This is a genomic window from Kitasatospora mediocidica KCTC 9733, assembly GCF_000744225.1.
In the GTDB taxonomy this organism is placed as follows: domain Bacteria; phylum Actinomycetota; class Actinomycetes; order Streptomycetales; family Streptomycetaceae; genus Kitasatospora; species Kitasatospora mediocidica.
Genome location: NZ_JQLN01000005.1, coordinates 2,659,551 through 2,680,215 on the forward strand (window position 1 = coordinate 2,659,551; position 20,665 = coordinate 2,680,215).

A 20,665-nucleotide genomic window follows, 5' to 3' on the forward strand; every position below is an offset into this window, starting at 1 on the left:
TGCGGAGCGGGCGGGCGTCAGGTCCACTCGCTCCGCACGGCCTGGGTGCGGCGCTCCTCGCGCCGCTCCTTGCGCTCGGCGTGGGCGGCGGCGAAGTTGACGCCGACGATGCCGGCCCAGCAGATGAACAGCCCGCCGAGGCCGCTGCCGCCGTTGTTGGAGCTGCTGGCGATCGCGGTCAGCGGGATCGCGAAGATCAGCGACAGCACCGGCAGCTTGTTGCCGCCCCAGCCGTGCCGGCGCTCGGCGCGGGCCGGCCGCTCCGGGCGCCCGGAGTCGTACGGGCCCGGCGCGTACTGGCCGATCCGCTCGGCCACCTGCTGCTCGACCCGCGCGTCGAGCCGGGCGTCGATCCGGGAGAGGAACGAGTCGACCAGCTCCGACTCGTACTCGGCGCCGAGCTCCTTGCGGGTCTGCAGGGCGGCGTCGAGGTCGTTCTTGAGATCGGTCGGGCGGGCGTCGCGGCGAGGTTCCATGCTGCACAGACTGGCGCCTGCACGACTCCCGGGTCCACCCGCGCAGCGCGCTCTCAGGGGGAAATCAGGGTGACCCTGACGGGCCCGGGGAGTGTGCGGTCGTCCCGGCGTACGAGACGTCATTGCCCGCAGCCGCCGACTGCTGCACAGTCAGGCGGACCCGTCCCGGTCCGCCCATCCGAAGGGAGCCAAGATGACCGCCAGCGTCGAGCCGTCCCCTGGTCCGTCCGCCCGGTTGCTGGAGCTCTTCGACGGCCACCGGCTGACCCCCACCCAGCGCCGGATCGCGCATGCACTGGTCCGGCACGCCGGTGAGGCGCCGTTCCTCTCCAGTGTCGAGGTGGCGGAGCTGGCCGGGGTCAGCCAGCCCTCGGTCACCCGTTTCGCGGTGGCCCTCGGCTACGACGGCTACCCGGCGCTGCGCAAGCGCCTGCGTGACCTCGGGGCCGGGGAGCCGGCTGTCTCGGAGAGCGCGGCCGACGTGGTGCGCAACGAGCACCAGCAGGCCGTGCTGGCTGAGATCGCGCACCTGCAGCGGCTGGCCGGACTGCTGGCCGACCCCGAGCCGATCGTCCGTGCCGCCCGGCTGCTGGCCGCCTCCCGGCCGCTGCCGGTGCTCGGCCTGCGGGCCGCCTCCGCGCAGGCCCGCGGGTTCGCGTACTTCGCCGCCAAGGTCCACCCGGACATCCGGTTGCTGGACGAGGGCGGCAGCATGCTCGTCGACCGGATCGAGCAGGCGGCCGCGGCCGGCGCCTCCGCGCTGCTCTGCTTCGCGCTGCCGCGCTACCCTCGCGAGCTGATGGACGCGCTGGCGGTGGCCCGGGACTGCGGCCTGACCGTGCTGACCGTCGCGGACAGCGCGTTCGCGCCGGTCGCCAAGCTCTCCGACCTCCTGCTGCCGGCCGAGGTCGGCACCGGGCTGGTGTTCGACACGGCCTGCGCCCCGATGGTGCTGGGACGCGTGCTGCTGCAGAGCATGTGTGATGAACTCCCGGGCGCGGAAGCCCGGTTGGAGTCCATCGAGCACTCGGCGGCGACCCGTGGACTCTTCCTGGAATAGGCCGGCGCAGGCATAGGCCTACCGGCCTGCGGGCATCCCCTCTGTAGGGCGAACGGGGGTGTCCGCATGCGCGTGATCCACGAGATGAGACCGGTCGGCCGGCTCTCCTCCGGAGCGGAGGAATGGGCCTGCCCGACCTGCGGCCGCCGGGTGGCCCTGGCCGGTCCGCCGAAGCCGGGCCTGACGGTGCTGGAGGCCGGCGACGAGTCGGCGGTGCACGTCGGCATCGTCGATCCCGGCCCGAACGCGGACTCGCCGGCCGAGCGGTACGGGCTGGGCCCGGTCCAGGAGATCCCCCGCCCGCCCTCCATGCCCGTGCTGCCCGTCAGCCCGCCGGACGACTCCGCCGCCGCCGAGCAGGACCGCCGCTGGCTCGCCGAGATCGGCATCGACTGGGACGGCGGCGCGGCCGCCTGACGCCTACCCGCCTTCCCTCTCTTTCGCCTCTCCAGGCCTTCCCTGCAACCAAGTTGACGATTCGTCAGCAAGGTTGAAAGGTGAACAGTCGGATGCCGAAGTGCCTGGATTTCGCGCGTAGAATGAACCGTGGGTGTCGCCGGGGCAACTCTCTGTCGAGGTTCTTGCCGCCCTCGAGGTGCGTCGCTAGTGTCGGCGGCAAGAAGCAGTCAGGACTTGTGCGGGCCTGACCCCTTGGCCTTCTCTTCCTCATCTCCGCTGGCCAGAACGTGGCCGATTACCCCGGCATGCCCCTAGTGGGCTGCTCGGCCATGCCCCGCAGAGCATCACGACCACCGACCGCCGGTGCCGCCGCAGCGCGGCCCGGCCCTCGAATCCGTTCGTTTCATGCGTATGCCGTGGGAGCTATCTTGCGTGACATAGCAATTGTCGGTATGGGCTGCCGTTTTCCGGGCGCCGCGAACCTTTCCGAGTACTGGCGAATACTCCGCCGTGGGGAGCGCCAGTTCCGGGCCGTCCCGCCGGAACGCTGGGACCACTCGCTCGTGCACACCCCGCAGGACCGTCGCGCCCGTGCCGGAACGTACACCGACCGGCTCGCGACGATCGACGGCGTCGACCAGTTCGACGCCCGGCACTACCGGATGAGTCCGCGCCGGGTGCAGTCCATGGACCCGCAGCACCGCCTGCTGCTGGACGCCTCCCGCGAGGCCCTCCAGGACGCCGGCTGGGAGCGTCGGCCGTTCGACCGCGAATCCACCGGGGTCTTCTTCGGCCTGAACATCAACGAGTACCTCGAACTCGTCCCCGACGTGCTCACCATGCCCTCGGCCACCCTGCCGGGCGCGCTGCTCAACATGGCGGCGGCCAACGTCAGCCAGTACTTCGACCTGCACGGCCCGAGCTTCGCCGTGGACGCCGCCTGCTCCGCGACGCTGGTCGCGCTGCACCAGGCGCTCGGCCACCTGGCCAGCGGCGAGTGCCGGGTGGCCCTGGTGGGCGGGGCGTATCTCGCGCTGGAACCCAGGACGCTGCTGTCCTTCTCCAAGGTCGGCGCGATCTCCGCGGGCGGGGTCTGCCGGCCGTTCGACAAGGACGCGGACGGCTTCGTGCTGGGCGACGGCGCGGGTGTGGTCGTGCTGCGCCCGCTGGCCGACGCGCTGGCCGACGGAGACCGGGTCTACGCGGTGATCCAGGGCATCGGCAGCTCCAACGACGGCACCGCGGAAGGGCCGATGACCCCGCGCAGCGGGGGGCAGCTGACCGCACTGCGGCGGGCCTACGCGGACGCAGGCTGCCCGCCCGGCTCGGTCGGGTTCTTCGAGGCGCACGGCACCGCCACGGTCGTCGGCGACGCAGCCGAGCTGGACGCCATCACCGAGCTGCGCAGGTCCGAGCCGGCCGAGCCGACCGAGGCCTACCTCTCCTCGGTGAAGTCGCTGATCGGCCATTCGCTCGGCGCCTCCGGCGCCGCCTCGCTGATCAAGACCGCGCTGATGCTGCACCACCGGACCGTCGTGCCGATGCCGCCGACCCAGTCGCCGCGCCCCGACGACCTGGCCGCGGCGAAGCTGCGGATCCCGCTGGCCGCCGTGCCGTGGGAGCACACCGGGACGGATCCGCGCCGGGCCGGGGTGAGCAACTTCGGTTTCGGCGGCACCAATGTGCACGTGGTGCTGGAGGAGGCCCCGCGGTCGGAGCCCGCCGACCCGCCGGAGGCCGCCGCCGACGACCAGCCGCAGCTGTTCGTCTTCTCCGCGGCCACGCTGGACCGGCTGGAGTCCCACCTGGTCCGGTTCCTGGAGACGCTGCAGGACACCCCCGACCTGCCGCTGTCCGCGATCGCCCGGACGCTGGCCGGCCGCAAGCTGCTGCCGGCCCGCCTCTCGGTGGTCGCGGGATCGCCGGCCGAGTTGCGCAGCCGCGTCCAACAGGCCCGCTCCGCGCTCGCGTTGGGCCGGGTCGGGGCGCTGGGCGAGGGCCTGTACGCGGCGGCCGCGACGCTGCCCGAGGCGGATCGCGCGATCGCCCTGGTCTTCCCCGGCCAGGGCAGCCAGCGGCCCGGCATGGCGCGGGACCTGTACGGGCGCTTCCTCGCCGTGCGGGCCGGTGTCGACTACTGGAACGCGCTGGCCACGGCCGAGCCCGGTGGCTTCGCGCTGCTGGACGCGGTGTACGGGCCGGACAGCGACTCGCCCGAGGGGCGCCGCCGGCTCACCGGCACCGACGTGTGCCAGCCGGTGCTCGGCGCGTTCGGGGTGGCACTCGCCCGGTTCGCCGCCGGGCTCGGCGTCACGCCGGCCGTCAGCTTCGGCCACAGCGTCGGGGAGTTCCCGGCGGCGGTGCTGGCCGGAGCGCTGGACGACGCCGAGTGCGCGGGGCTGCTGCTGAGCCGCGGCGCCACCATGCGCGGCGCCGAGTCGGTGCGCAGCGGCGGGATGGTCGCGGTGCGGGCCACCGCGGCGGAGGCCGAACCGCTGGTCGAGGGCCTGGACGAGGTCTGGGTGGCCTGCTGGAACCACCCCCGCCAACTGGTGTTCAGCGGAACCGCGCAGGCGCTCGCGGAGCTGACCGCGCGCTGCGAGCGGGCGGGGCTGACGGTCACCGTGCTCCAGGTCTCCAACGGGTTCCACTCGCCGCTGCTCGACCCGGTGCTGGCGGAGCTGACCGGAGACTTGGCGGACCGTCGGATCACCGCGCCCGAGAGCGTGTTCGTCTCCTCGGTGAGCGGCGCCGTGGAGGACGACCCGGCGGCGCTGCGCGAGCTGTGGGGGCGGCACGCCGGCTCCCCGGTGCGGTTCGCGGACTCGGTGGGTGCGGCCTTCGCGGCCGGCGCCCGGGTCTTCGTCCAGGTCTGCGGCGGCGCCGGGCTGCTCGGAGCCGTCCGGCGCTGTGTCCCGGAGCCCGAGCGGGTGCACTGCGTCGCGTTCACCGACGAGGAGCCGGACGAGGCCCGTACCTTCCTCGCCGCGCTCGGCCAACTCACCGTGCTGGGCGTGGACATCGACCTCCCCGCGCTGGTGCCGGCCGGCGCGACGCTGGCGACCCTGCCGCCCTCGCCGCTCGCCGCCGAGTCGCACTGGCACCCCCGGGTCGCCTCCCGGGTGCCCGCCCCGCCGAGCGCGCCCGGCCTCGCCGCCGTCGAGCGCGGCGGACCGGCGGCCGCGTACCGGCCCGCGCAGCCGTCCGCCGGACGGCCCGCCGAGCCGGCGCCGGCGCCCGCCCCGCACCGGCGCCCGCCTCCGGCCCCGTCACCCTGCCCACCCCGCTGCCCCGGTCCGCCCCCGCGGCCGCCGCGGTGCCCGTACGCCCAGTCGAGCTCCCCGAGAGACAGGACTCCATGATGAACGACGTCGTGTCACTGCTCCGTGAACAGCTGAGTCTGCTCCAGGCCTACGCCGCTCCCGCCGCCGCCTCGTCGGCACCCGCTGCCGCACCCGCTGCCGCCGCCGTCCGCGTCCCGGCCCAGGTGGGGGCGAGTGTCGTCAGCCGGCCACTGATCGAGCAGTGGTCGGTCGGCGTCGACCTGCCGGCCGCGGCCCTGGCGCCCGCGCCGTCCCGTCCGGCGGTCGCCGCCGCGGAGCAGAGCCGGGTGCGCGACCTGGTGTATGCCGAGATCTCGGCGGTGAGCGCCTTCCCGGTGACGCAGCTGAGCGACGAGGTGCTGGTCGGGCAGGACCTCGGCTTCGACTCCCTGATGGTCACCGAGCTGCTGGAGCGGCTGCGGCGGGCCTTCCCGGTGGCGGCCGGGCAGATGGTCGAGGGGTTCCTCCCCAAGCAGCCCACCATCGCGCAGGTCGTCGAGGTGACGTCCGGGCTGCTCGGCCTGCCGACCGCCGCGCCCGCCGCGCCCGTCGAGCTCGCGCCCGTCGAGCTCGCGCCCGCGCAGCCCGCTCCCGCGCCCGCCGCACTGCCGCGCCCCGCCGCGGCCGAGCAGCGGATCGAGGACTTCCCCGAGCTGGTCCAGCTCGAACAGCGGATCGCCGGCATCGGCCGCAACCCGTACTTCCTGCTGCACGAGGGCACGATGCGGGACACCACCAAGGTCGGCGACCAGGAGCTGATCTCCTTCTCCGGCTACAACTACCTCGGCCTCTCCGGCCACCCGGTGGTCACGGCGGCCGTCAAGGACGCGGTGGACCGCTACGGCAGCTCGGTGTCGGCCAGCCGCTTCCTCTCCGGCGACCGCCCGGTGCACCGCGAGCTGGAGTCCGAACTCGCCGCCCTGAACGGCTGCGAGGCGGCGCTCGCGCTGGTCAGCGGGCACGCCACCAACGTCAGCGTGATCGGTCACCTGATGGGCCCGCAGGACCTGATCCTGCACGACTCGCTGGCGCACGACAGCATCCTGCAGGGCTGCAAGCTCTCCGGCGCGCGCCGCCGTCCGTTCCCGCACAACGACATGGCGGCCCTGGACGCCCTGCTGACCAAGGTCCGCCACGAGTACCGGCGGGTGCTGGTCGTGGTCGAGGGCGTCTACAGCATGGACGGCGACCTGGTCGACCTGCCGGCCCTGATCGAGGTGAAGCAGCGGCACGGCGTGCTGGTGATGGTCGACGAGGCGCACAGCCTGGGCGTCGTGGGCGCCGGTGGCGGCGGAGTCGGCGAGCACTTCGCGGTGGACCGCTCGCAGGTCGACCTGTGGGCCGGCACGCTCTCCAAGTCGTTCGCCGGGTGCGGTGGTTACGTGGCCGGCACGGAACGGGTGATCACCTACCTGAAGTGCTCGGTGCCCGGCTTCGTCTACAGCGTCGGCCTGACGCCGGCCAACACGGCGGCCTCGCTCGCGGCGATCCGGGTGATGCGCGACGAGCCCGAGCGCCTCAAGCGGCTGGCGGAGAACTCCGACCGGTTCCTGCGGCTGGCCCGCGAGGCCGGGATCGACACCGGGGACAGCTACGGCTCACCGGTGATCCCGGCCATCGTCAAGGACTCGGCCAAGGCGGTCCAGCTCTCGGCGGCCCTCTTCGACCGCGGGGTGAGCGCCAATCCGATCCTGCACCCGGCGGTGGCCGAGGAGTTGACCCGGCTGCGGTTCTTCGTCACCAGCGAGCACACCACCGAGCAGATCGACTACAGCGTCGCCGCGCTCGCCGAGCAGTGGCGCCGGCTGAACTGCTGAACCGGCGGACCGCGGGGTGCCCCGGGCCCGGTGCCCGGGGCACCCCGGCCGCGCGGCGTGCCCATGCGCTGACGTACCCCATGTCCCGGTGACGACCGAGCCGATCGAGGAGCAGGACCCGCCGTGCACACCTCCGAACTCTCCGACCCGCGGCCGACCGGGCCCACCGGGTCGCTCCCCACCCGGCCCCCGCTGCCGCTGCGCCGCCCGCGGGCCGTCCTGCTCGTCGCGCTGCTCTTCCTGGTGCTCACCGGGGTGCTGTCGGGCGGCACGCTCGGCGTGCTGAAGTCCGGCGGATTCGACGACCCGGCCGCCGACTCGGTGGCCGCGGCCAAGCTGTTGCAGCAGAGGTTCCCCGCCGCGCAGCCCGACCTGTTCGTGCTGGTCCGGGACGCGGGCGGGAGCGCGGACAGCCCGTCGAGCACGGCGCTGGGCCGGTCCGTGCTGGACCAGCTGTCCCGGCAGTCCGGGGTGCGGGTGGTGGCCTCGTACTACGACGGCGGCGACCCGGCGCTGCGCTCGGCCGACGGTTCGGCGGGCCTGACCGCCGTCGCGGTGGCCGGCGACCAGGACGCGGTGGGCCGCCGGGTCCGCACCCTGCACACGCTGCTGGCCGGCCGGCACGGGGCCGACAGCGTGCAGTTCGGCGGCATCGGTCAGATCGACAACGACCTGACCGACCGGATCGCGCAGGACCTGGCGCTGGCGGAGTCGGTGGCGATCCCGCTGACCCTGCTGCTCCTGGTGCTGGTCTTCCGCGGCGTGGTGGCGGCCCTGCTGCCGCTGGCGATCGGGGTGTTGGCGATCGTCGGGGCGCTGGCGGCGCTCTGGGGGCTGGCGGAGTTCACCTCGGTGTCGATCTTCTCCACCAATCTCGTCACCGCGCTCGGCCTCGGTCTGGCGGTCGACTACAGTCTGCTGATCGTTGCCCGCTACCGACAGGAACGAACGTGCGGGGACGGCGACTTGGCGGCCCTTCGGCGCACCCTGGGGACGGCCGGGCGGACCGTGCTGTTCAGTGCCGTCATCGTCGCCTCGGTGCTGCTCAGTCTGCTGGTCTTCCGGCTCTACTTCCTGCGGTCGTTCGCCTTCGCTGGGGTGGCCACCGTGGTGATCGCGGTGCTGGGCGCGCTCGGGCCGCTGCCCGCGGCGCTCCTGCTGCTGGGCGACCGGATCGACAAGTGGCCGGTCGGGCGGATCCGCGCGGACCGGCCGGTGCCCGAACTGCGCCTGTGGGGACGGATCGCGGGCGGCGCGATGCGCCGTCCGGCGGCGTCCGGCCTGCTGGTGGTGGGCGCACTGCTGGTGCTGGCCCTGCCGCTGGGGCACGCCCAGTTCGGCATCCCGGACGCGCGGGCGCTGCCGAAGGGCACCGAGAGCCGCCAGGTGGCCGACCTGCTGACCGGCTCCTTCCCCGGAGGCAACGGCGACGCCCTCACCGTGGTCGCCCCCGCCTGGACCGACGACCCCTCCGGTGCCGACCTGGCGCAGTACGCGCGGGCGCTCTCCGCGGTGCCCGGCGTCGACGAAGTAGCAAGCCCGGCAGGCGTGTTCGCGGCCGGCTCGGCGACCCCCGCCGGCCCGCCCGGGGGGATGACCGACGGCTCGTCGGTCCGCTTCGAGCTGGAGACCCGGGTGGTGCCCTACTCCGCGCAGGGCAGCACGCTGGCCGGACGGGTGCGGGCGGTGCCGGTGCCCGCCGGCCGAACGGTGCACGTCGCCGGTCTGGCCGCCCAACTGGCCGACACCACCAGCTCGTTGTCGAGCCGGCTGCCCTGGGCGGTGGGCCTGGCGGTGCTCGCCACGCTGGTCCTGCTGCTGCTCGCCACCGGCAGTCTGCTGCTGCCGGTGAAGGCGGTGCTCTTCAACGGGCTCGGCCTGGCCGCCGTGACGGGGGCGATGGTCTGGGTCTTCACCGACGGCCACCTGTCCGGGCTGCTCGGCTTCACCCCCTCGCCGCTGGCGATCACCATGCCGGTGCTGCTGGTCTGCGTCGCCTATGCGCTCTCGATGGACTACGAGGTCTTCCTGCTCTCCCGGATCAAGGAGCGGCACGTCGCGGGGGACGCCGTGCCGCTGTCGGTGCGGGCCGGGCTCGGCGAGAGCGGGCCGATCATCAGCGCCGCGGCCGGGCTGCTGGCGGTGTCGTTCTTCGCGATCGGGCTCTCCGGGGTCTCGCTGGTGAAGTTCTTCGGGCTGGGGACGGGGATCGCGATCCTGCTGGACGCGGTGCTGATCCGCGGGGTCCTGGTGCCGGTCTTCTTCCGCCTGGCGGGGGAGCGGGCCTGGTGGGCACCGGCCCCGCTCAAGCGGCTGACCAGGCGCTTCGAGATGGCCTCGGGGCACTGAGCCGGGCGGCCCGGCCGGCGAATGGATCCATTCAGAGCGGTCCCCGGCGGCAGGTCGCCTTGCGGTCGGGGACCGGCCCGGCGCACCGTGGAGGAGGGGCGATCCGCTCCGGGGTCTGGCCCGGTACCTGGTGATTGGATATATTCAGACATACAGTCGATGAATGGATCCATCCGGACCAGTCCGGTCGGCAGGCAGCAGTAGGGAGAGCGACGGCATGGTGCAGCAGCAGACGAGCGGACCGCGCGAGGTTCGGGCCGCCCGCGGGACGAACCTCAGCACCCAGGGCTGGCAGCAGGAGGCCGCCCTCCGGATGCTCATGAACAACCTGGACCCCGAGGTTGCCGAGCACCCCTCCAAGCTGGTCGTCTACGGAGGCACCGGCAAGGCCGCACGCGACTGGCGCTCGTACGACGCGATGGTGCGCACGCTGCAGACCCTCAAGCAGGACGAGACCATGCTGGTTCAGTCCGGCCGCCCGGTCGGCGTGATGCAGACCCACGAGTGGGCGCCGCGCGTGCTCATCGCCAACTCCAACCTGGTCGGCGACTGGGCCAACTGGGAGGAGTTCCGCCGCCTGGAGAACCTCGGGCTCACCATGTACGGCCAGATGACCGCCGGGTCCTGGATCTACATCGGCACCCAGGGCATCCTGCAGGGCACCTACGAGACCTTCGGCGCCGTCGCGGCCAAGAAGTTCAACAACACCCTCGAGGGCACCATCACCCTCACCGCCGGGCTCGGCGGCATGGGCGGCGCCCAGCCGCTGGCCGTCACCATGAACGGCGGCGTGGCGATCTGCATCGACTGCGACCCGTCCCGGATCGCCCGCCGGATCGAGCACCGCTACCTCGACGTCGAGGCGACCAGCCTGGCGCACGCGCTGGAGCTGGCCACCGACGCCCGCGACAAGCGCCAGCCGCTCTCCATCGGCCTGCTCGGCAACGCCGCGGAGCTGTTCCCGCAGCTGCTCGCGATGGACGCGCCGATCGACATCGTCACCGACCAGACCAGCGCCCACGACCCGCTGGCCTACCTGCCGATCGGCGTCGCCTTCGACGACATGGCGGACTACGCGGCGGCCAAGCCCGCCGAGTTCACCGTGCGCTCGCGCGAGTCGATGGCCAAGCACGTCGAGGCCATGGTCGGCTTCCAGGACAAGGGCGCCGAGGTCTTCGACTACGGCAACTCGATCCGCGGCGAGGCCCAGCTCGCGGGCTACACCCGGGCGTTCGACTTCCCCGGCTTCGTGCCGGCGTACATCCGCCCGCTGTTCTGCGAGGGCAAGGGCCCGTTCCGCTGGGCCGCGCTCTCCGGCGACCCGCAGGACATCTACAAGACCGACAAGGCCGTGCTCGACCTGTTCCCGGAGAACGAGTCGCTGCACCGCTGGATCAAGATGGCCCAGGAGAAGGTGCACTTCCAGGGCCTGCCGGCGCGGATCTGCTGGCTCGGCTACGGCGAGCGCGACAAGGCCGGCGAGCGCTTCAACGACATGGTCGCCTCCGGCGAGCTCTCCGCGCCGCTCGTGATCGGCCGCGACCACCTGGACTGCGGCTCGGTCGCCTCGCCGTACCGCGAGACCGAGGCGATGCTCGACGGCTCGGACGCCATCGCCGACTGGCCGCTGCTGAACGCCATGGTCAACGTCGCCTCCGGCGCGTCCTGGGTCTCCATCCACCACGGTGGCGGCGTCGGCATCGGCCGCTCGATCCACGCCGGCCAGGTCACCGTCGCGGACGGCACGCCGCTCGCGGGCGAGAAGATCCGCCGGGTGCTCACCAACGACCCGGGCATGGGCGTCATCCGGCACGTGGACGCCGGTTACGACATCGCCACCGAGGTCGCGGCCGAGCGCGGCGTGCGGGTCCCCATGGGTGAGCTGTGACGGTCGACGACACGTCGTACCGCCGGATGTGGGCGGAGCTGCTCCCCGTGGGCCGCTCCGCCTCCTCCGGCGGGTACCGCCGGCACGCCTGGAACAGCGCGGACGCCGAGTGCCGGGCCTGGTTCGAGGAGCAGGCCCGCTCCCGCGGCCTGGCCTATGAGCTGGACCGCAATGGCAACCAGTGGGCCTGGCTGGGCGACCCGCAGCAGGACGGCGCGATCGTCACCGGCTCGCATCTGGACTCCGTCCCGGACGGCGGCGCCTACGACGGCCCGCTCGGGGTGGTCTCCTCCTTCGCGGCGCTGGACGAACTGCGCTCCCGCAAGGCCGAGTTGACCAAGCCGCTGGCGATCGTCAACTTCGGTGACGAGGAGGGCGCCCGGTTCGGCGTGGCCTGCATCGGCTCCCGGCTCAGCGCGGGCGTGCTCAGCCGCGAGCAGGCGTACGAGCTGCGCGACGCCGACGGCGTCCGGCTGCCCGATGCGATGGAGCGCTCCGGCTACGACCCGGGCGCGATCGGCGCGGATGCGGACCGGCTCTCCCGGGTCGGTGCCTTCGTCGAGCTGCACGTCGAGCAGGGCCGGTACCTGACCGAGGATCAGCCGGTCGGCGTGGCCAGCGCGATCTGGCCGCACGGCCGTTGGCGCTTCGACTTCCACGGCGAGGCCAACCACGCGGGCACCACCCGGATCGAGGACCGCCGCGACCCGATGCTGACCTACGCCACCACCGTGCTCGCGGCCCGCAAGAAGGCCCGGTCGGCCGGCGCGCTGGCCACCTTCGGCAAGGTCGCCGTCGAGCCGAACGGCACCAACGCGATCGCCTCGCTGATCCGCGGCTGGCTGGACTCCCGGGCAGCCGAGGAAGAGGTGCTGGACGCCCTGGTCGAGGAGATCCGGGTGGCGGCGGCCGAGCGCGGTGAGCGCGACGGCGTCCGGGTCGAGCTGACCCGCGAGTCGTACACGCCGGTCGTCGACTTCGACGGCCCGCTGCGCGACCGGTTGGCGAAGCGGCTGGGCGGCGTGCCCGTCCTGCCGACCGGCGCCGGACACGACGCCGGGATCCTGGCCTCGGTGATCCCGACCGCCATGCTCTTCGTGCGCAACCCCACCGGTGTCTCGCACTCGCCGGCGGAGCACGCCGAGGAGGCGGACTGCCTCGCGGGTGTGGCGGCCCTGGCGGACGTTCTGGAGGACCTGGCATGTCAGTGACCACGGTGTACTGGGCCGAGCACGCCTGGCTGCCGCATGTGAACGGCCCGGTGGTCGAGCGGGACGTGCTGATCGAGGTGGCCGGCGGCGGCAAGATCGCCAAGGTCACCCCGGACAGCGGTCCCTGCCCGCCGCAGGCCGTCCGGCTGACCGGTCTGCTGCTGCCCGGTCAGGCCAACGCGCACTCGCACGCCTTCCACCGCGCGCTGCGCGGCACCGTCCAGGTCGGCTCCGGCACGTTCTGGACCTGGCGGGACACCATGTACCGGTTCGCCGGCGCGCTCGACCCGGACAGCTACCTGGCGCTGGCCACCGCCGTCTACGCCGAGATGGCGCTCGCCGGCATCACCGCGGTGGGGGAGTTCCACTACCTCCACCACGCGCCCGGCGGCGCCCGCTACAGCGACCCCAACGCGATGGGCGAGGCGCTGATCGAGGCCGCCGCCCGGGCCGGCATCCGGATCACGCTCCTGGACACCTGCTACCTCTCCTCCGGCTTCGGCGCCGAACTCACCAAGCCGCAGCTGCGGTTCGGGGACGGCGACGCCGACGCCTGGGCCGAGCGGGCGGACGCGCTCAAGCCGCGCGAGCACGCCCGGCTCGGCGCGGCCGTCCACTCGGTGCGCGCGGTGCCGGCCGACCAGCTCAGCACGGTCGCGCACTGGGCCCGGATGCGCAAGGCACCACTGCACGTCCACCTCTCCGAGCAGACCGCGGAGAACGAGGCCTGCCTGCACGCCCACGGGGTCACCCCGACCCGGCTGCTCGCCGACCACGGCGTGCTCGGGCCGCGCACCTCGGCCGTCCACGCCACCCACCTCACCGAGGAGGACGTCAAGCTGCTCGCCGACTCCTCCACGGTGATCTGCATGTGCCCGACCACCGAACGCGACCTCGCCGACGGCATCGGGCCGGCCCGCCACCTGGCGAACAGCGGCTGCCAGGTCACCCTGGGCAGCGACAGCCACGCGGTCATCGACCCGTTCGAGGAGGCCCGGGCGCTGGAGCTGAACGAGCGCCTGCGCACCCGCACCCGCGGCCACTGGACCGCCAACGCGCTGCTGCGCGCCGGCACCGAGGACGGCCACGCCTCGCTCGGCTGGCCGGAGGCCGGACGGATCGAGGCCGGCGCGTTCGCCGACTTCACCGTCCTGGCGCTGGACTCCGTGCGCACCGCGGGCCCGGTGCCCCGGCTCGGCGCGGAGACCGCGGTCTTCGCGGCCTCGGCGGCCGACGTCCGGCACGTGGTCGTCGGCGGCCGGCGGATCGTCGCGGACGGGGTGCACCAGCTGGTCACCGACGTCCCGGCGGCGCTGCGCGACTCGATCGCCGCACTGCTTGCCTAACCCCTCCGGGGGGCGGGTCGGCCGATCCGCCCCCCGGCCCGGATCCGAGAGGGCCTCATGAGCAGCACCCTGATCACCAACATCGGCAGTCTGGTGACCAACGACCCGTCCCACCCCGGCCTGCTCGGCCTGGTCGAGCAGGCCGCCGTGGTGCTGGACGGCTCGGTGGTCACCTGGACCGGCCGCGCCGCCGACGCCCCCGCCGCCGACCAGGTGTACGACGCCCAGGGGCGCGCCCTGCTGCCCGGCTTCGTCGACTCGCACGCCCACCTGGTCTTCGCGGGCGACCGTACGGCCGAGTTCAACGCCCGGATGTCCGGCCAGAGTTACTCGGCCGGCGGGATCCGCACCACGGTCGCCGCCACCCGCGCCGCGAGCGACGCCGAGCTGGACGCCAACCTGGCCCGGTTCGTCCGCGAGGCGCTGCGCCAGGGCACCACCACCATCGAGTGCAAGTCCGGCTACGGCCTGACCGTCGAGGACGAGGCGCGCGCCCTGCGGATCGCCGCCGCGCACACCCCGGAGACCACCTACCTGGGCGCCCACATCGTGGCCCCCGAGTACGCCGACGACCCGGCCGGCTATGTCGACCTGGTGACCGGCGAGATGCTGGACGCCTGTGCCCCGCACGCCCGTTGGGTGGACGTCTTCTGCGAGAACGGCGCCTTCGACGGCGACCAGGCCCGGGCCGTCCTGAAGGCCGGCCAGGAGCGCGGCCTGATCCCCCGGGTGCACGCCAACCAGCTCTCGTACGGCCCCGGCGTGCAGCTCGCGGTCGAACTGGGCGCGGCCTCCGCCGACCACTGCACGCACCTGACCGACGCGGACGTCGCCGCGCTGGCCGGCAGCGAGACGGTGGCCACCCTGCTGCCCGGAGCGGAGTTCTCCACCCGCGCCCCCTACCCGGACGCCCGCCGGCTGCTTGCCGCGGGCGCCACCGTCGCGCTCTCCACCGACTGCAACCCGGGGTCCAGCTTCACCAGCTCGATGGCCTTCTGCATCGCGGTGGCCGTCCGCGAGATGGGCATGACCCCGGACGAGGCCGTGCACGCCGCCACCGCCGGCGGCGCCCGCGCCCTGCGCCGCACCGACGTCGGCCGGATCGCCCCCGGCGCCCGCGCCGACCTCCTGCTGCTGGACGCCCCCTCGGCCGTCCACCTCGCCTACCGCCCCGGCGTCCCGCTCACCGCTGCCGTCTGGCGCGCGGGGGTCCGGGAGCTCTGAGGGCGGGCCCGGCTGTGACCCTTCCCACACCGCGGGCCCCGGCCGGGGAGGCGGCTGGGTGCGGACCCCCAGGCGGGGGTCCGTGCCGAGCCCGTGCAGAGCGGGAGTTGGGGCGCCCGGGCCGCCCGGGTCGGCCGACTGGCCCGCGGTTCCCCGTCGTACGGCGGGGAACCGCCCCGCCCTGTGCCGGGTGGGCAGCGCAGCTGGGTTTCGGGAGGCTGAGCTCGCGACGTCGACGGTTGGTCATCCGGCCGTCGCACCGCGTCACCCACCTCTCGACCCAGCCTGCCGGACACCGTCCGGCCGGAAGGAAGCACATGAACATCCGCCGTCTGCGCACCGGTGCCACCATCGCCGCCCTCCCGGTGGTGGCCGCCACCCTGATGATGGCGCTGCCCGGTCAGGCCTTCGCGGCGACGCAGTCCAACTGCGGCGTCTCCAGCAAGCTCGACTGGGGACGGGCCGTCGCCACGTCGAACTGCACGCCGGTCTTCGGCCCGATGGTCAAGGGGGCGAAGATGGTCAACCAGCACCGTGCGGTCATCACGTGCGACAACATCCGGGGTCAGGGCAACCAGCACGACATCCGGGTGACGCTGTACGGCGACTGGAAGAACCCGGGCCAGACCTCGTCGGTCACCTGCCCGATCCGCTCGTCCCTGGTCGGCTACTCGCAGCAGACCAACTGAACGAAACGGCGCTGCCCCGGTACGGAGATCCGTACCGGGGCAGCGCCGTAGCCGTGCGTCAGTGCACGTTGCCCATGAGCTTGATGACGTTCTTGCGGTACATCACCAGCGCGAAACCGGCCACGATCGCCGCGACGCCCTCGGCGGCGAAGTACCAGGTGCTGCCGGTGGCGTCACCGACGAGCAGCTGCATGACGGCCGCGACGCAGTCGCCGGCCGTGACGGCCAGGAACCAGACACCCATCATCTGGCTCGCGTACTTCGCCGGTGCCAGCTTGGTGGTGACCGACAGGCCGACCGGGGACAGCGCCAGCTCGCCGACCGTCTGCACCAGGTAGACCATGGCCAGCCAGAGCGGCGAGACCTTGACGCCACCGGAGGCGGCGGCCATCGCCAGCATCATCACCAGGAACGAGGCACCGATCATCAGCAGACCGATGGCGAACTTCATGGTGGTGCTGGGGTTCTTCATGCGCCGCGCCAGCCAGACCCACAGCCAGGCGAAGACCGGGGCCAGCGCCATGATGTAGAGCGGGTTGAGCGACTGGAACCAGCTGGACGGGAAGTTGAACCCGAGCAGCGTCGACGAGGTGCTGTCGGTGGCGAAGATGCTCAGCGTGGAGCTGGACTGGTCGTAGATCATCCAGAACACCGCGGCGGCGATGAAGAACCAGATGAAGCCGCTCATCTTGGACTGCTCGTCCGCGTCGAGGTCCTTGTCCTTCTTCATCCGGGCGAAGTACAGCGCCGGGATCGCGATGCCCGCGACGGACAGCGGCCAGATCACCCAGCTGATGCCGAAGCTCCCGGACGCCAGGACCGCGCCGTAGAAGACGACCGCAATGCCCAGCCAGAGCGCGACCTTGCGGAGCACGGCCGTCTTCTCGGCGGGCGTGATCGGCGAGGTGGCCACGCTGCTCTGGGCGGCGAGGTGGCGGGTGCCGAGGAAGTACTGGGCCAGGCCCAGCGCCATGCCGACGCCGGCCAGCGCGAAGCCGAGGTGCCAGTCGACCTTCTGGCCGACCGTGCCGATCACCAGCGGGGCGGCGAAGGCACCGAGGTTGATGCCCATGTAGAAGACGGTGAAGCCGCCGTCGCGACGCGGGTCGTTCGGCCCGTCGTAGAGGTGGCCGACCATCGTCGAGATGTTGGCCTTGAGCAGGCCGGAGCCCACCGCGATGAAGACCAGGCCGACGAAGAACGACACGGTGGCGGGCACGGCCAGCAGGAAGTGGCCGATCATGATGATCACACCGCCGACGGCCACCGTCTTGCGCGGACCCCAGAAGCGGTCGGCGATCCATCCGCCGGGCAGCGCGAAGAGGTAGACCATCGCGTTGTAGACGCTGACGATCGCGGCGCCGACGGCGGCCTTGTAGCCCAGCCCGCCGTCGTGGGTCGACGCGACCAGGTAGATGACCAGGAGCGCGCGCATGCCGTAGAAGCTGAAGCGCTCCCACATCTCGGTCATGAAGAGCGTGGCGAGTCCTCGGGGGTGCCCGAAGAAGGTCTTGCCGCCAGGCGGAGCCGGCGTGGTGCCGGCGTCCAGGGTGGTGGTTGACGCCATCAGTAGTGGTTCCTTGCCTGAGTCTGACTGGGACGCGCCGCCAAGGGGGGTGGAGGCGGGCGTCCGAACACTGCGGGGCTCCTGCGTACTTCTGGGGGCAGGGGTCATCCGCAGCGCACGACACGGGGACGCGACCACTGTACGTCCGCTTTTTCAGTGACATCAGCGCATAAAGAACACCAAAACGGTAACGGGCCCGTAAAGTTCTACGCGCGAGGATCGCGATAATCGATGGTAATCCAGCAGTAAGTCCTTCGAAGCCATGGTCCAACTGGGGGATCTTCGGCCTGGCGGGGTGTGAGCCCGCAGATCTGGTCCGGACCTGGACGGCCGCGTCCGGTTACCCGGTGTGAAGTAGTTCACAGCGGCCGAACGGCCCTGTGGGGGTCACAAGGACCCGCCGGTCCCGGCCCCCGGCGCAGCCCGCGGGGCCGCCGCGACGCCAGTTGATCCAGAGCGACGATCAGCGGCGTCCCAGCGGACTACCATCGCCCCATGACCTGTGTGCTGCTCGCCGAGGACGACCCCGCAATCTCGGAACCACTGGCCCGCGCGCTCCGGCGCGAGGGCTATGAGGTGCTCGTCCGCGAGGATGGCCCGTCAGCCCTGGAGGCCGGCCTGGAGGAAGAGGTCGACCTGGTCGTCCTGGACCTCGGCCTGCCGCGGATGGACGGCCTGGAGGTCTGCCGCCGCCTGCGGGCCGACGGCAAGAGCTGCCCCGTACTGGTGCTCACCGCGCGAGCCGACGAGGTGGACACCGTGGTCGGCCTGGACGCCGGCGCGGACGACTACGTGACCAAGCCGTTCCGGCTGGCCGAGCTGCTGGCCCGGGTCCGGGCCCTGCTGCGGCGCGGCAACGTCGACTCGCTCTCCACCGGCGCGCACGGCGTGCGGATCGACATCGAGTCGCACCGCGCCTGGGTCGGCGAGGAGGAGCTGACGCTCTCCGCCAAGGAGTTCGAGCTGCTGCGGGTGCTGGTCCGGGACGCCGGCCGGGTGGTCACCCGCGAGGACATCATGCGTCAGGTCTGGGACACCACCTGGTGGACGTCGACCAAGACGCTCGACATGCACATCTCCTGGCTGCGCAAGAAGCTCGGCGACGACGCGACCAACCCGCGCTACATCGCCACCGTCCGCGGCGTCGGCTTCCGCTTCGAGAAGAACTGACGGAGCAGGTATTTCCCGCCAGTGGAGTGCCCCCGGTGACCTGCCGGCGCAGCAGGGGGCCTCTGCAGTGGTCAGTAGTGGTAGCGGGCCTTGAGGATCTTGACTTCCTTCTCGTCGGCCCGGTACACCAGCCGATGCTCGTCGTCGATCCGCCGGGACCAGTAGCCGGCCAGGTCGCCCTTGAGGGGCTCCGGCTTGCCGATCCCGTTGAAGGGGTCACGCTGGATCTCGCCGACCAGGCGGGTGATCCGCTGCGCCATCTTCCGGTTCGACCCGAGCCAGAAGAGGAAGTCCTCCCAGCCGTCCGGGTCGAAGTGGACACTCCTCACACCTCACCGGCCAGGGCTTCCAGTTCCTCCATGGTCTTGCTGATCGCCGGGCTGGATGCCTTGTCCCTGGCGACGGCTTCCATGAGCCGCCTGGCGTTGGCGGGCGACCGCAGCAGGTGGATGGTCTCCTGCCACGAGTCGTAGTCGTCGGCCGACATGAGGACCGCGTCGCCAGCCTTCGAGGTGATCCGCACGGGAGCGTGGTCGTCGTTCACCTGCTGGATCAGCGGAAAGAGGCGCGTCCTCGCGTCACTGGCGCTTATGGCCATGGCTGCTCTCCATATCCTGCTTCGATTCCTTGTAGACTGTACCAATCCGGTACAAGTTTACGGTACCAGTCATGTACGGTTTTTGATGTCTTCGACGGTCGGTCGCAGGCGGGTACGCTGACGTGCACACCTGCCAGAGGGAGTGAGGGCACAGATGAGGGCACATCCGCACGGGACACCCCGGGTCGCCCCGGGTCGCCGCGCTGTCCGTTCTGCATCATCTCGCCCCCTTTCGGGCCGGTCGGTGCAGGTCGGTGTGACCGTCTGTCACTTCGAGAAGAACTGATCGCAGGACCGTGCCGTGAAGCGCAGGATGATCAACTCGCTGCTGGGTGTGGTCCTGGTGGTCGTGGTGGTCTTCTGCGTGCCGCTGGCCCTGGTCGAGAAGCAGGCCATCGTCAACACCGCGCGGGAGCGGGTGGATGCGACGGCGTTCCGGGTGCTCGGCCTGGTCGAGAGCCGGCTCGCGGCGGGTGAGCCGGTCACCGGGGACCGGATCGGCAGCCAGGTCACCGACGGCTACTACGCCCAGATCCAGATCCCCGGCATGCAGCCGATCGTGATCGGCGACCGGCCCAGCGGCAGTCACCCGTTGACGGCCACCGAGAGCGGCGCCAGCGGCGAGACGGTGACGGTCCAGCAGTCCCGCGCCACCGTGGAGCACGACATCGGCAGCATGCTGGTGCTGCTCGGCGCGGTGGCGCTGCTCGCGGTTCAGGCGGCGGTGGCCCTGGCGGTCTGGCAGGCCAAGCGGCTGGCCCGTCCGCTGACCGACCTCGCCGAGACCGCCGAGCGCCTGGGCTCCGGCGACCCGCGCCCGCGCGACCGGCGCTACGGCGTGCCCGAGCTGGACCGGATCGCCGAGGTGCTGGACGCCAGCGCCGAGCGGATCGGCCGGATGCTCACCGCCGAGCGCAGGCTGGCCGCCGACGCCTCGCACCAGTTGCGCACCCCGCTCACCGCGCTCTCCATGCGACTGGAGGAGATCACCGCGCTGGCCCAGGAGCCGGACACCGTCCGCGAGGAGGCCACCATCGCGCTCCAGCAGGTCGAGCGGCTCACGGACGTGGTGCAGCGGCTGCTCACCAACCAGCGCGATACGCACGGCCCGACCGCCGGCGGATTCGAGCTGGACGAGGTGATCAAGCAGCAGCGCGAGGAGTGGGGTCCGTCGCTGCGCGGCAGCGGACGGCGGCTGGTGATCGAGGGGCTGGGCGGCATCACCGCGCTGGGGACCCCGGGAACGGTCTCCCAGGTGCTGGCGACCCTGATCGAGAACACCCTGATGCACGGCGCGGGAACGGTCACGCTGCGGGTGCGGGCGTCGGGCAGCTCGGTGGTGATCGAGGTGCAGGACGAGGGCGCGGGGGTGCCGGCCGAGCTCGGCAACCGGGTCTTCGAGCGGACGGTCAGCGGCCGCAACTCCACCGGCATCGGCCTGGCGGTGGCCCGCGACCTCGCCGAGGCGGACGGTGGACGGCTGGAGCTGCTCGCGCTCCAGCCGCCGGTCTTCGCTCTTTTCCTGGGCAGGGTCACCACCCGGTAGGA

16 protein-coding genes are annotated in these 20,665 nt (G+C 72.5%); 12 read left to right on the forward strand and 4 right to left on the reverse strand.

All coding sequences use genetic code 11. The features are described from left to right. Nucleotides 1-17: 17 nt before the first annotated feature. Nucleotides 18-476 (reverse strand): hypothetical protein, encoded by a 459-nt coding sequence (locus BS80_RS25995; RefSeq protein WP_035801055.1) that lies wholly within the window; start codon nucleotides 474-476, stop codon nucleotides 18-20. Nucleotides 477-669: 193 nt separating this feature from the next. Here BS80_RS25995 and BS80_RS26000 point away from each other — a divergent pair, with 193 nt between their 5' ends. The 10 genes from BS80_RS26000 to BS80_RS26045 all read left to right on the forward strand — a co-directional run bounded on the left by BS80_RS26000 (nucleotide 670) and on the right by BS80_RS26045 (nucleotide 15,782). After that, nucleotides 670-1,536 carry a MurR/RpiR family transcriptional regulator gene (locus tag BS80_RS26000; RefSeq protein WP_035801056.1) on the forward strand — a complete coding sequence of 289 codons (867 nt, stop codon included), beginning with the start codon at nucleotides 670-672 and terminating at the stop codon, nucleotides 1,534-1,536. Between the two features lie 66 nt (nucleotides 1,537-1,602). Then, nucleotides 1,603-1,953 (forward strand): hypothetical protein, encoded by a 351-nt coding sequence (locus BS80_RS26005; protein WP_035801057.1) that lies wholly within the window; start codon nucleotides 1,603-1,605, stop codon nucleotides 1,951-1,953. 311 nt (nucleotides 1,954-2,264) lie between these two features. Next, nucleotides 2,265-5,297, forward strand: coding sequence for a type I polyketide synthase (locus tag BS80_RS38065; RefSeq protein WP_408607424.1), 3,033 nt, complete (start codon nucleotides 2,265-2,267; stop codon nucleotides 5,295-5,297). Further along, nucleotides 5,294-7,075: an aminotransferase class I/II-fold pyridoxal phosphate-dependent enzyme gene (locus BS80_RS26015; RefSeq protein WP_083975223.1), complete on the forward strand. Its 1,782-nt coding sequence runs from the start codon at nucleotides 5,294-5,296 to the stop codon at nucleotides 7,073-7,075. Before BS80_RS38065 ends, BS80_RS26015 begins: the two co-directional genes overlap by 4 nt. A gap of 123 nt (nucleotides 7,076-7,198) precedes the next feature. Next, a complete protein-coding gene (locus tag BS80_RS26020; RefSeq protein WP_083975225.1) occupies nucleotides 7,199-9,424 on the forward strand; it encodes an MMPL family transporter in 2,226 nt (741 codons plus the stop codon). A gap of 217 nt (nucleotides 9,425-9,641) precedes the next feature. Further along, the gene (gene hutU / locus BS80_RS26025; RefSeq protein WP_035801059.1) at nucleotides 9,642-11,312 is read left to right on the forward strand and encodes a urocanate hydratase; all 1,671 of its coding nucleotides are present in this window, start codon (nucleotides 9,642-9,644) and stop codon (nucleotides 11,310-11,312) included. 26 nt (nucleotides 11,313-11,338) lie between these two features. Beyond that, on the forward strand, nucleotides 11,339-12,523 hold the full coding sequence (locus BS80_RS26030) for an allantoate amidohydrolase (protein WP_035802853.1): 1,185 nt from the start codon (nucleotides 11,339-11,341) through the stop codon (nucleotides 12,521-12,523). Next, entirely contained in the window at nucleotides 12,514-13,869 is a 1,356-nt protein-coding gene (locus tag BS80_RS26035) for a formimidoylglutamate deiminase (protein WP_035801061.1), read from the forward strand. The genes BS80_RS26030 and BS80_RS26035 overlap by 10 nt, the downstream gene beginning before the upstream one ends. Before the next feature lie 57 nt (nucleotides 13,870-13,926). Next, entirely contained in the window at nucleotides 13,927-15,093 is a 1,167-nt protein-coding gene (hutI, locus tag BS80_RS26040) for an imidazolonepropionase (protein ID WP_035801066.1), read from the forward strand. 317 nt (nucleotides 15,094-15,410) lie between these two features. Then, nucleotides 15,411-15,782, forward strand: a complete 372-nt coding sequence (locus BS80_RS26045) for a hypothetical protein (protein ID WP_035801067.1) — start codon at nucleotides 15,411-15,413, stop codon at nucleotides 15,780-15,782. Between the two features lie 58 nt (nucleotides 15,783-15,840). Here the strand turns inward: BS80_RS26045 and BS80_RS26050 are convergent, their stop codons facing one another. Continuing rightward, complete coding sequence (locus BS80_RS26050) at nucleotides 15,841-17,349, reverse strand: peptide MFS transporter (protein ID WP_035801069.1); 1,509 nt, start codon at nucleotides 17,347-17,349, stop codon at nucleotides 15,841-15,843. A 495-nt stretch (nucleotides 17,350-17,844) separates the two neighbouring features. Here BS80_RS26050 and BS80_RS26055 point away from each other — a divergent pair, with 495 nt between their 5' ends. Further along, a complete protein-coding gene (locus BS80_RS26055) occupies nucleotides 17,845-18,519 on the forward strand; it encodes a response regulator transcription factor (RefSeq protein ID WP_035801071.1) in 675 nt (224 codons plus the stop codon). Between the two features lie 71 nt (nucleotides 18,520-18,590). Here BS80_RS26055 and BS80_RS26060 read toward each other — a convergent pair whose 3' ends face one another. Both BS80_RS26060 and BS80_RS26065 read right to left on the reverse strand, forming a co-directional pair. Beyond that, nucleotides 18,591-18,848 (reverse strand): Txe/YoeB family addiction module toxin, encoded by a 258-nt coding sequence (locus tag BS80_RS26060; protein WP_035801073.1) that lies wholly within the window; start codon nucleotides 18,846-18,848, stop codon nucleotides 18,591-18,593. Beyond that, entirely contained in the window at nucleotides 18,845-19,117 is a 273-nt protein-coding gene (locus BS80_RS26065) for a type II toxin-antitoxin system Phd/YefM family antitoxin (RefSeq protein ID WP_035801075.1), read from the reverse strand. Before BS80_RS26065 ends, BS80_RS26060 begins: the two co-directional genes overlap by 4 nt. A gap of 301 nt (nucleotides 19,118-19,418) precedes the next feature. Here BS80_RS26065 and BS80_RS26070 point away from each other — a divergent pair, with 301 nt between their 5' ends. After that, nucleotides 19,419-20,663 carry an ATP-binding protein gene (locus tag BS80_RS26070; RefSeq protein WP_035801077.1) on the forward strand — a complete coding sequence of 415 codons (1,245 nt, stop codon included), beginning with the start codon at nucleotides 19,419-19,421 and terminating at the stop codon, nucleotides 20,661-20,663. The last annotated feature ends 2 nt before the right edge of the window (nucleotides 20,664-20,665 follow it).

Bases quoted from the DNA above. Each gene is read 5' to 3' on its own strand.
- BS80_RS25995 (WP_035801055.1), bottom strand. From the start codon at position 476: ATGGAACCTCGCCGCGACGCCCGCCCGACCGATCTCAAGAACGACCTC.
- BS80_RS26000 (WP_035801056.1), top strand. From the start codon at position 670: ATGACCGCCAGCGTCGAGCCGTCCCCTGGTCCGTCCGCCCGGTTGCTG.
- BS80_RS26005 (WP_035801057.1), top strand. From the start codon at position 1,603: ATGCGCGTGATCCACGAGATGAGACCGGTCGGCCGGCTCTCCTCCGGA.
- BS80_RS38065 (WP_408607424.1), top strand. From the start codon at position 2,265: ATGCCCCGCAGAGCATCACGACCACCGACCGCCGGTGCCGCCGCAGCG.
- BS80_RS26015 (WP_083975223.1), top strand. From the start codon at position 5,294: ATGATGAACGACGTCGTGTCACTGCTCCGTGAACAGCTGAGTCTGCTC.
- hutU (WP_035801059.1), top strand. From the start codon at position 9,642: ATGGTGCAGCAGCAGACGAGCGGACCGCGCGAGGTTCGGGCCGCCCGC.
- BS80_RS26030 (WP_035802853.1), top strand. From the start codon at position 11,339: ATGTGGGCGGAGCTGCTCCCCGTGGGCCGCTCCGCCTCCTCCGGCGGG.
- BS80_RS26035 (WP_035801061.1), top strand. From the start codon at position 12,514: ATGTCAGTGACCACGGTGTACTGGGCCGAGCACGCCTGGCTGCCGCAT.
- hutI (WP_035801066.1), top strand. From the start codon at position 13,927: ATGAGCAGCACCCTGATCACCAACATCGGCAGTCTGGTGACCAACGAC.
- BS80_RS26045 (WP_035801067.1), top strand. From the start codon at position 15,411: ATGAACATCCGCCGTCTGCGCACCGGTGCCACCATCGCCGCCCTCCCG.
- BS80_RS26050 (WP_035801069.1), bottom strand. From the start codon at position 17,349: ATGGCGTCAACCACCACCCTGGACGCCGGCACCACGCCGGCTCCGCCT.
- BS80_RS26055 (WP_035801071.1), top strand. From the start codon at position 17,845: ATGACCTGTGTGCTGCTCGCCGAGGACGACCCCGCAATCTCGGAACCA.
- BS80_RS26065 (WP_035801075.1), bottom strand. From the start codon at position 19,117: ATGGCCATAAGCGCCAGTGACGCGAGGACGCGCCTCTTTCCGCTGATC.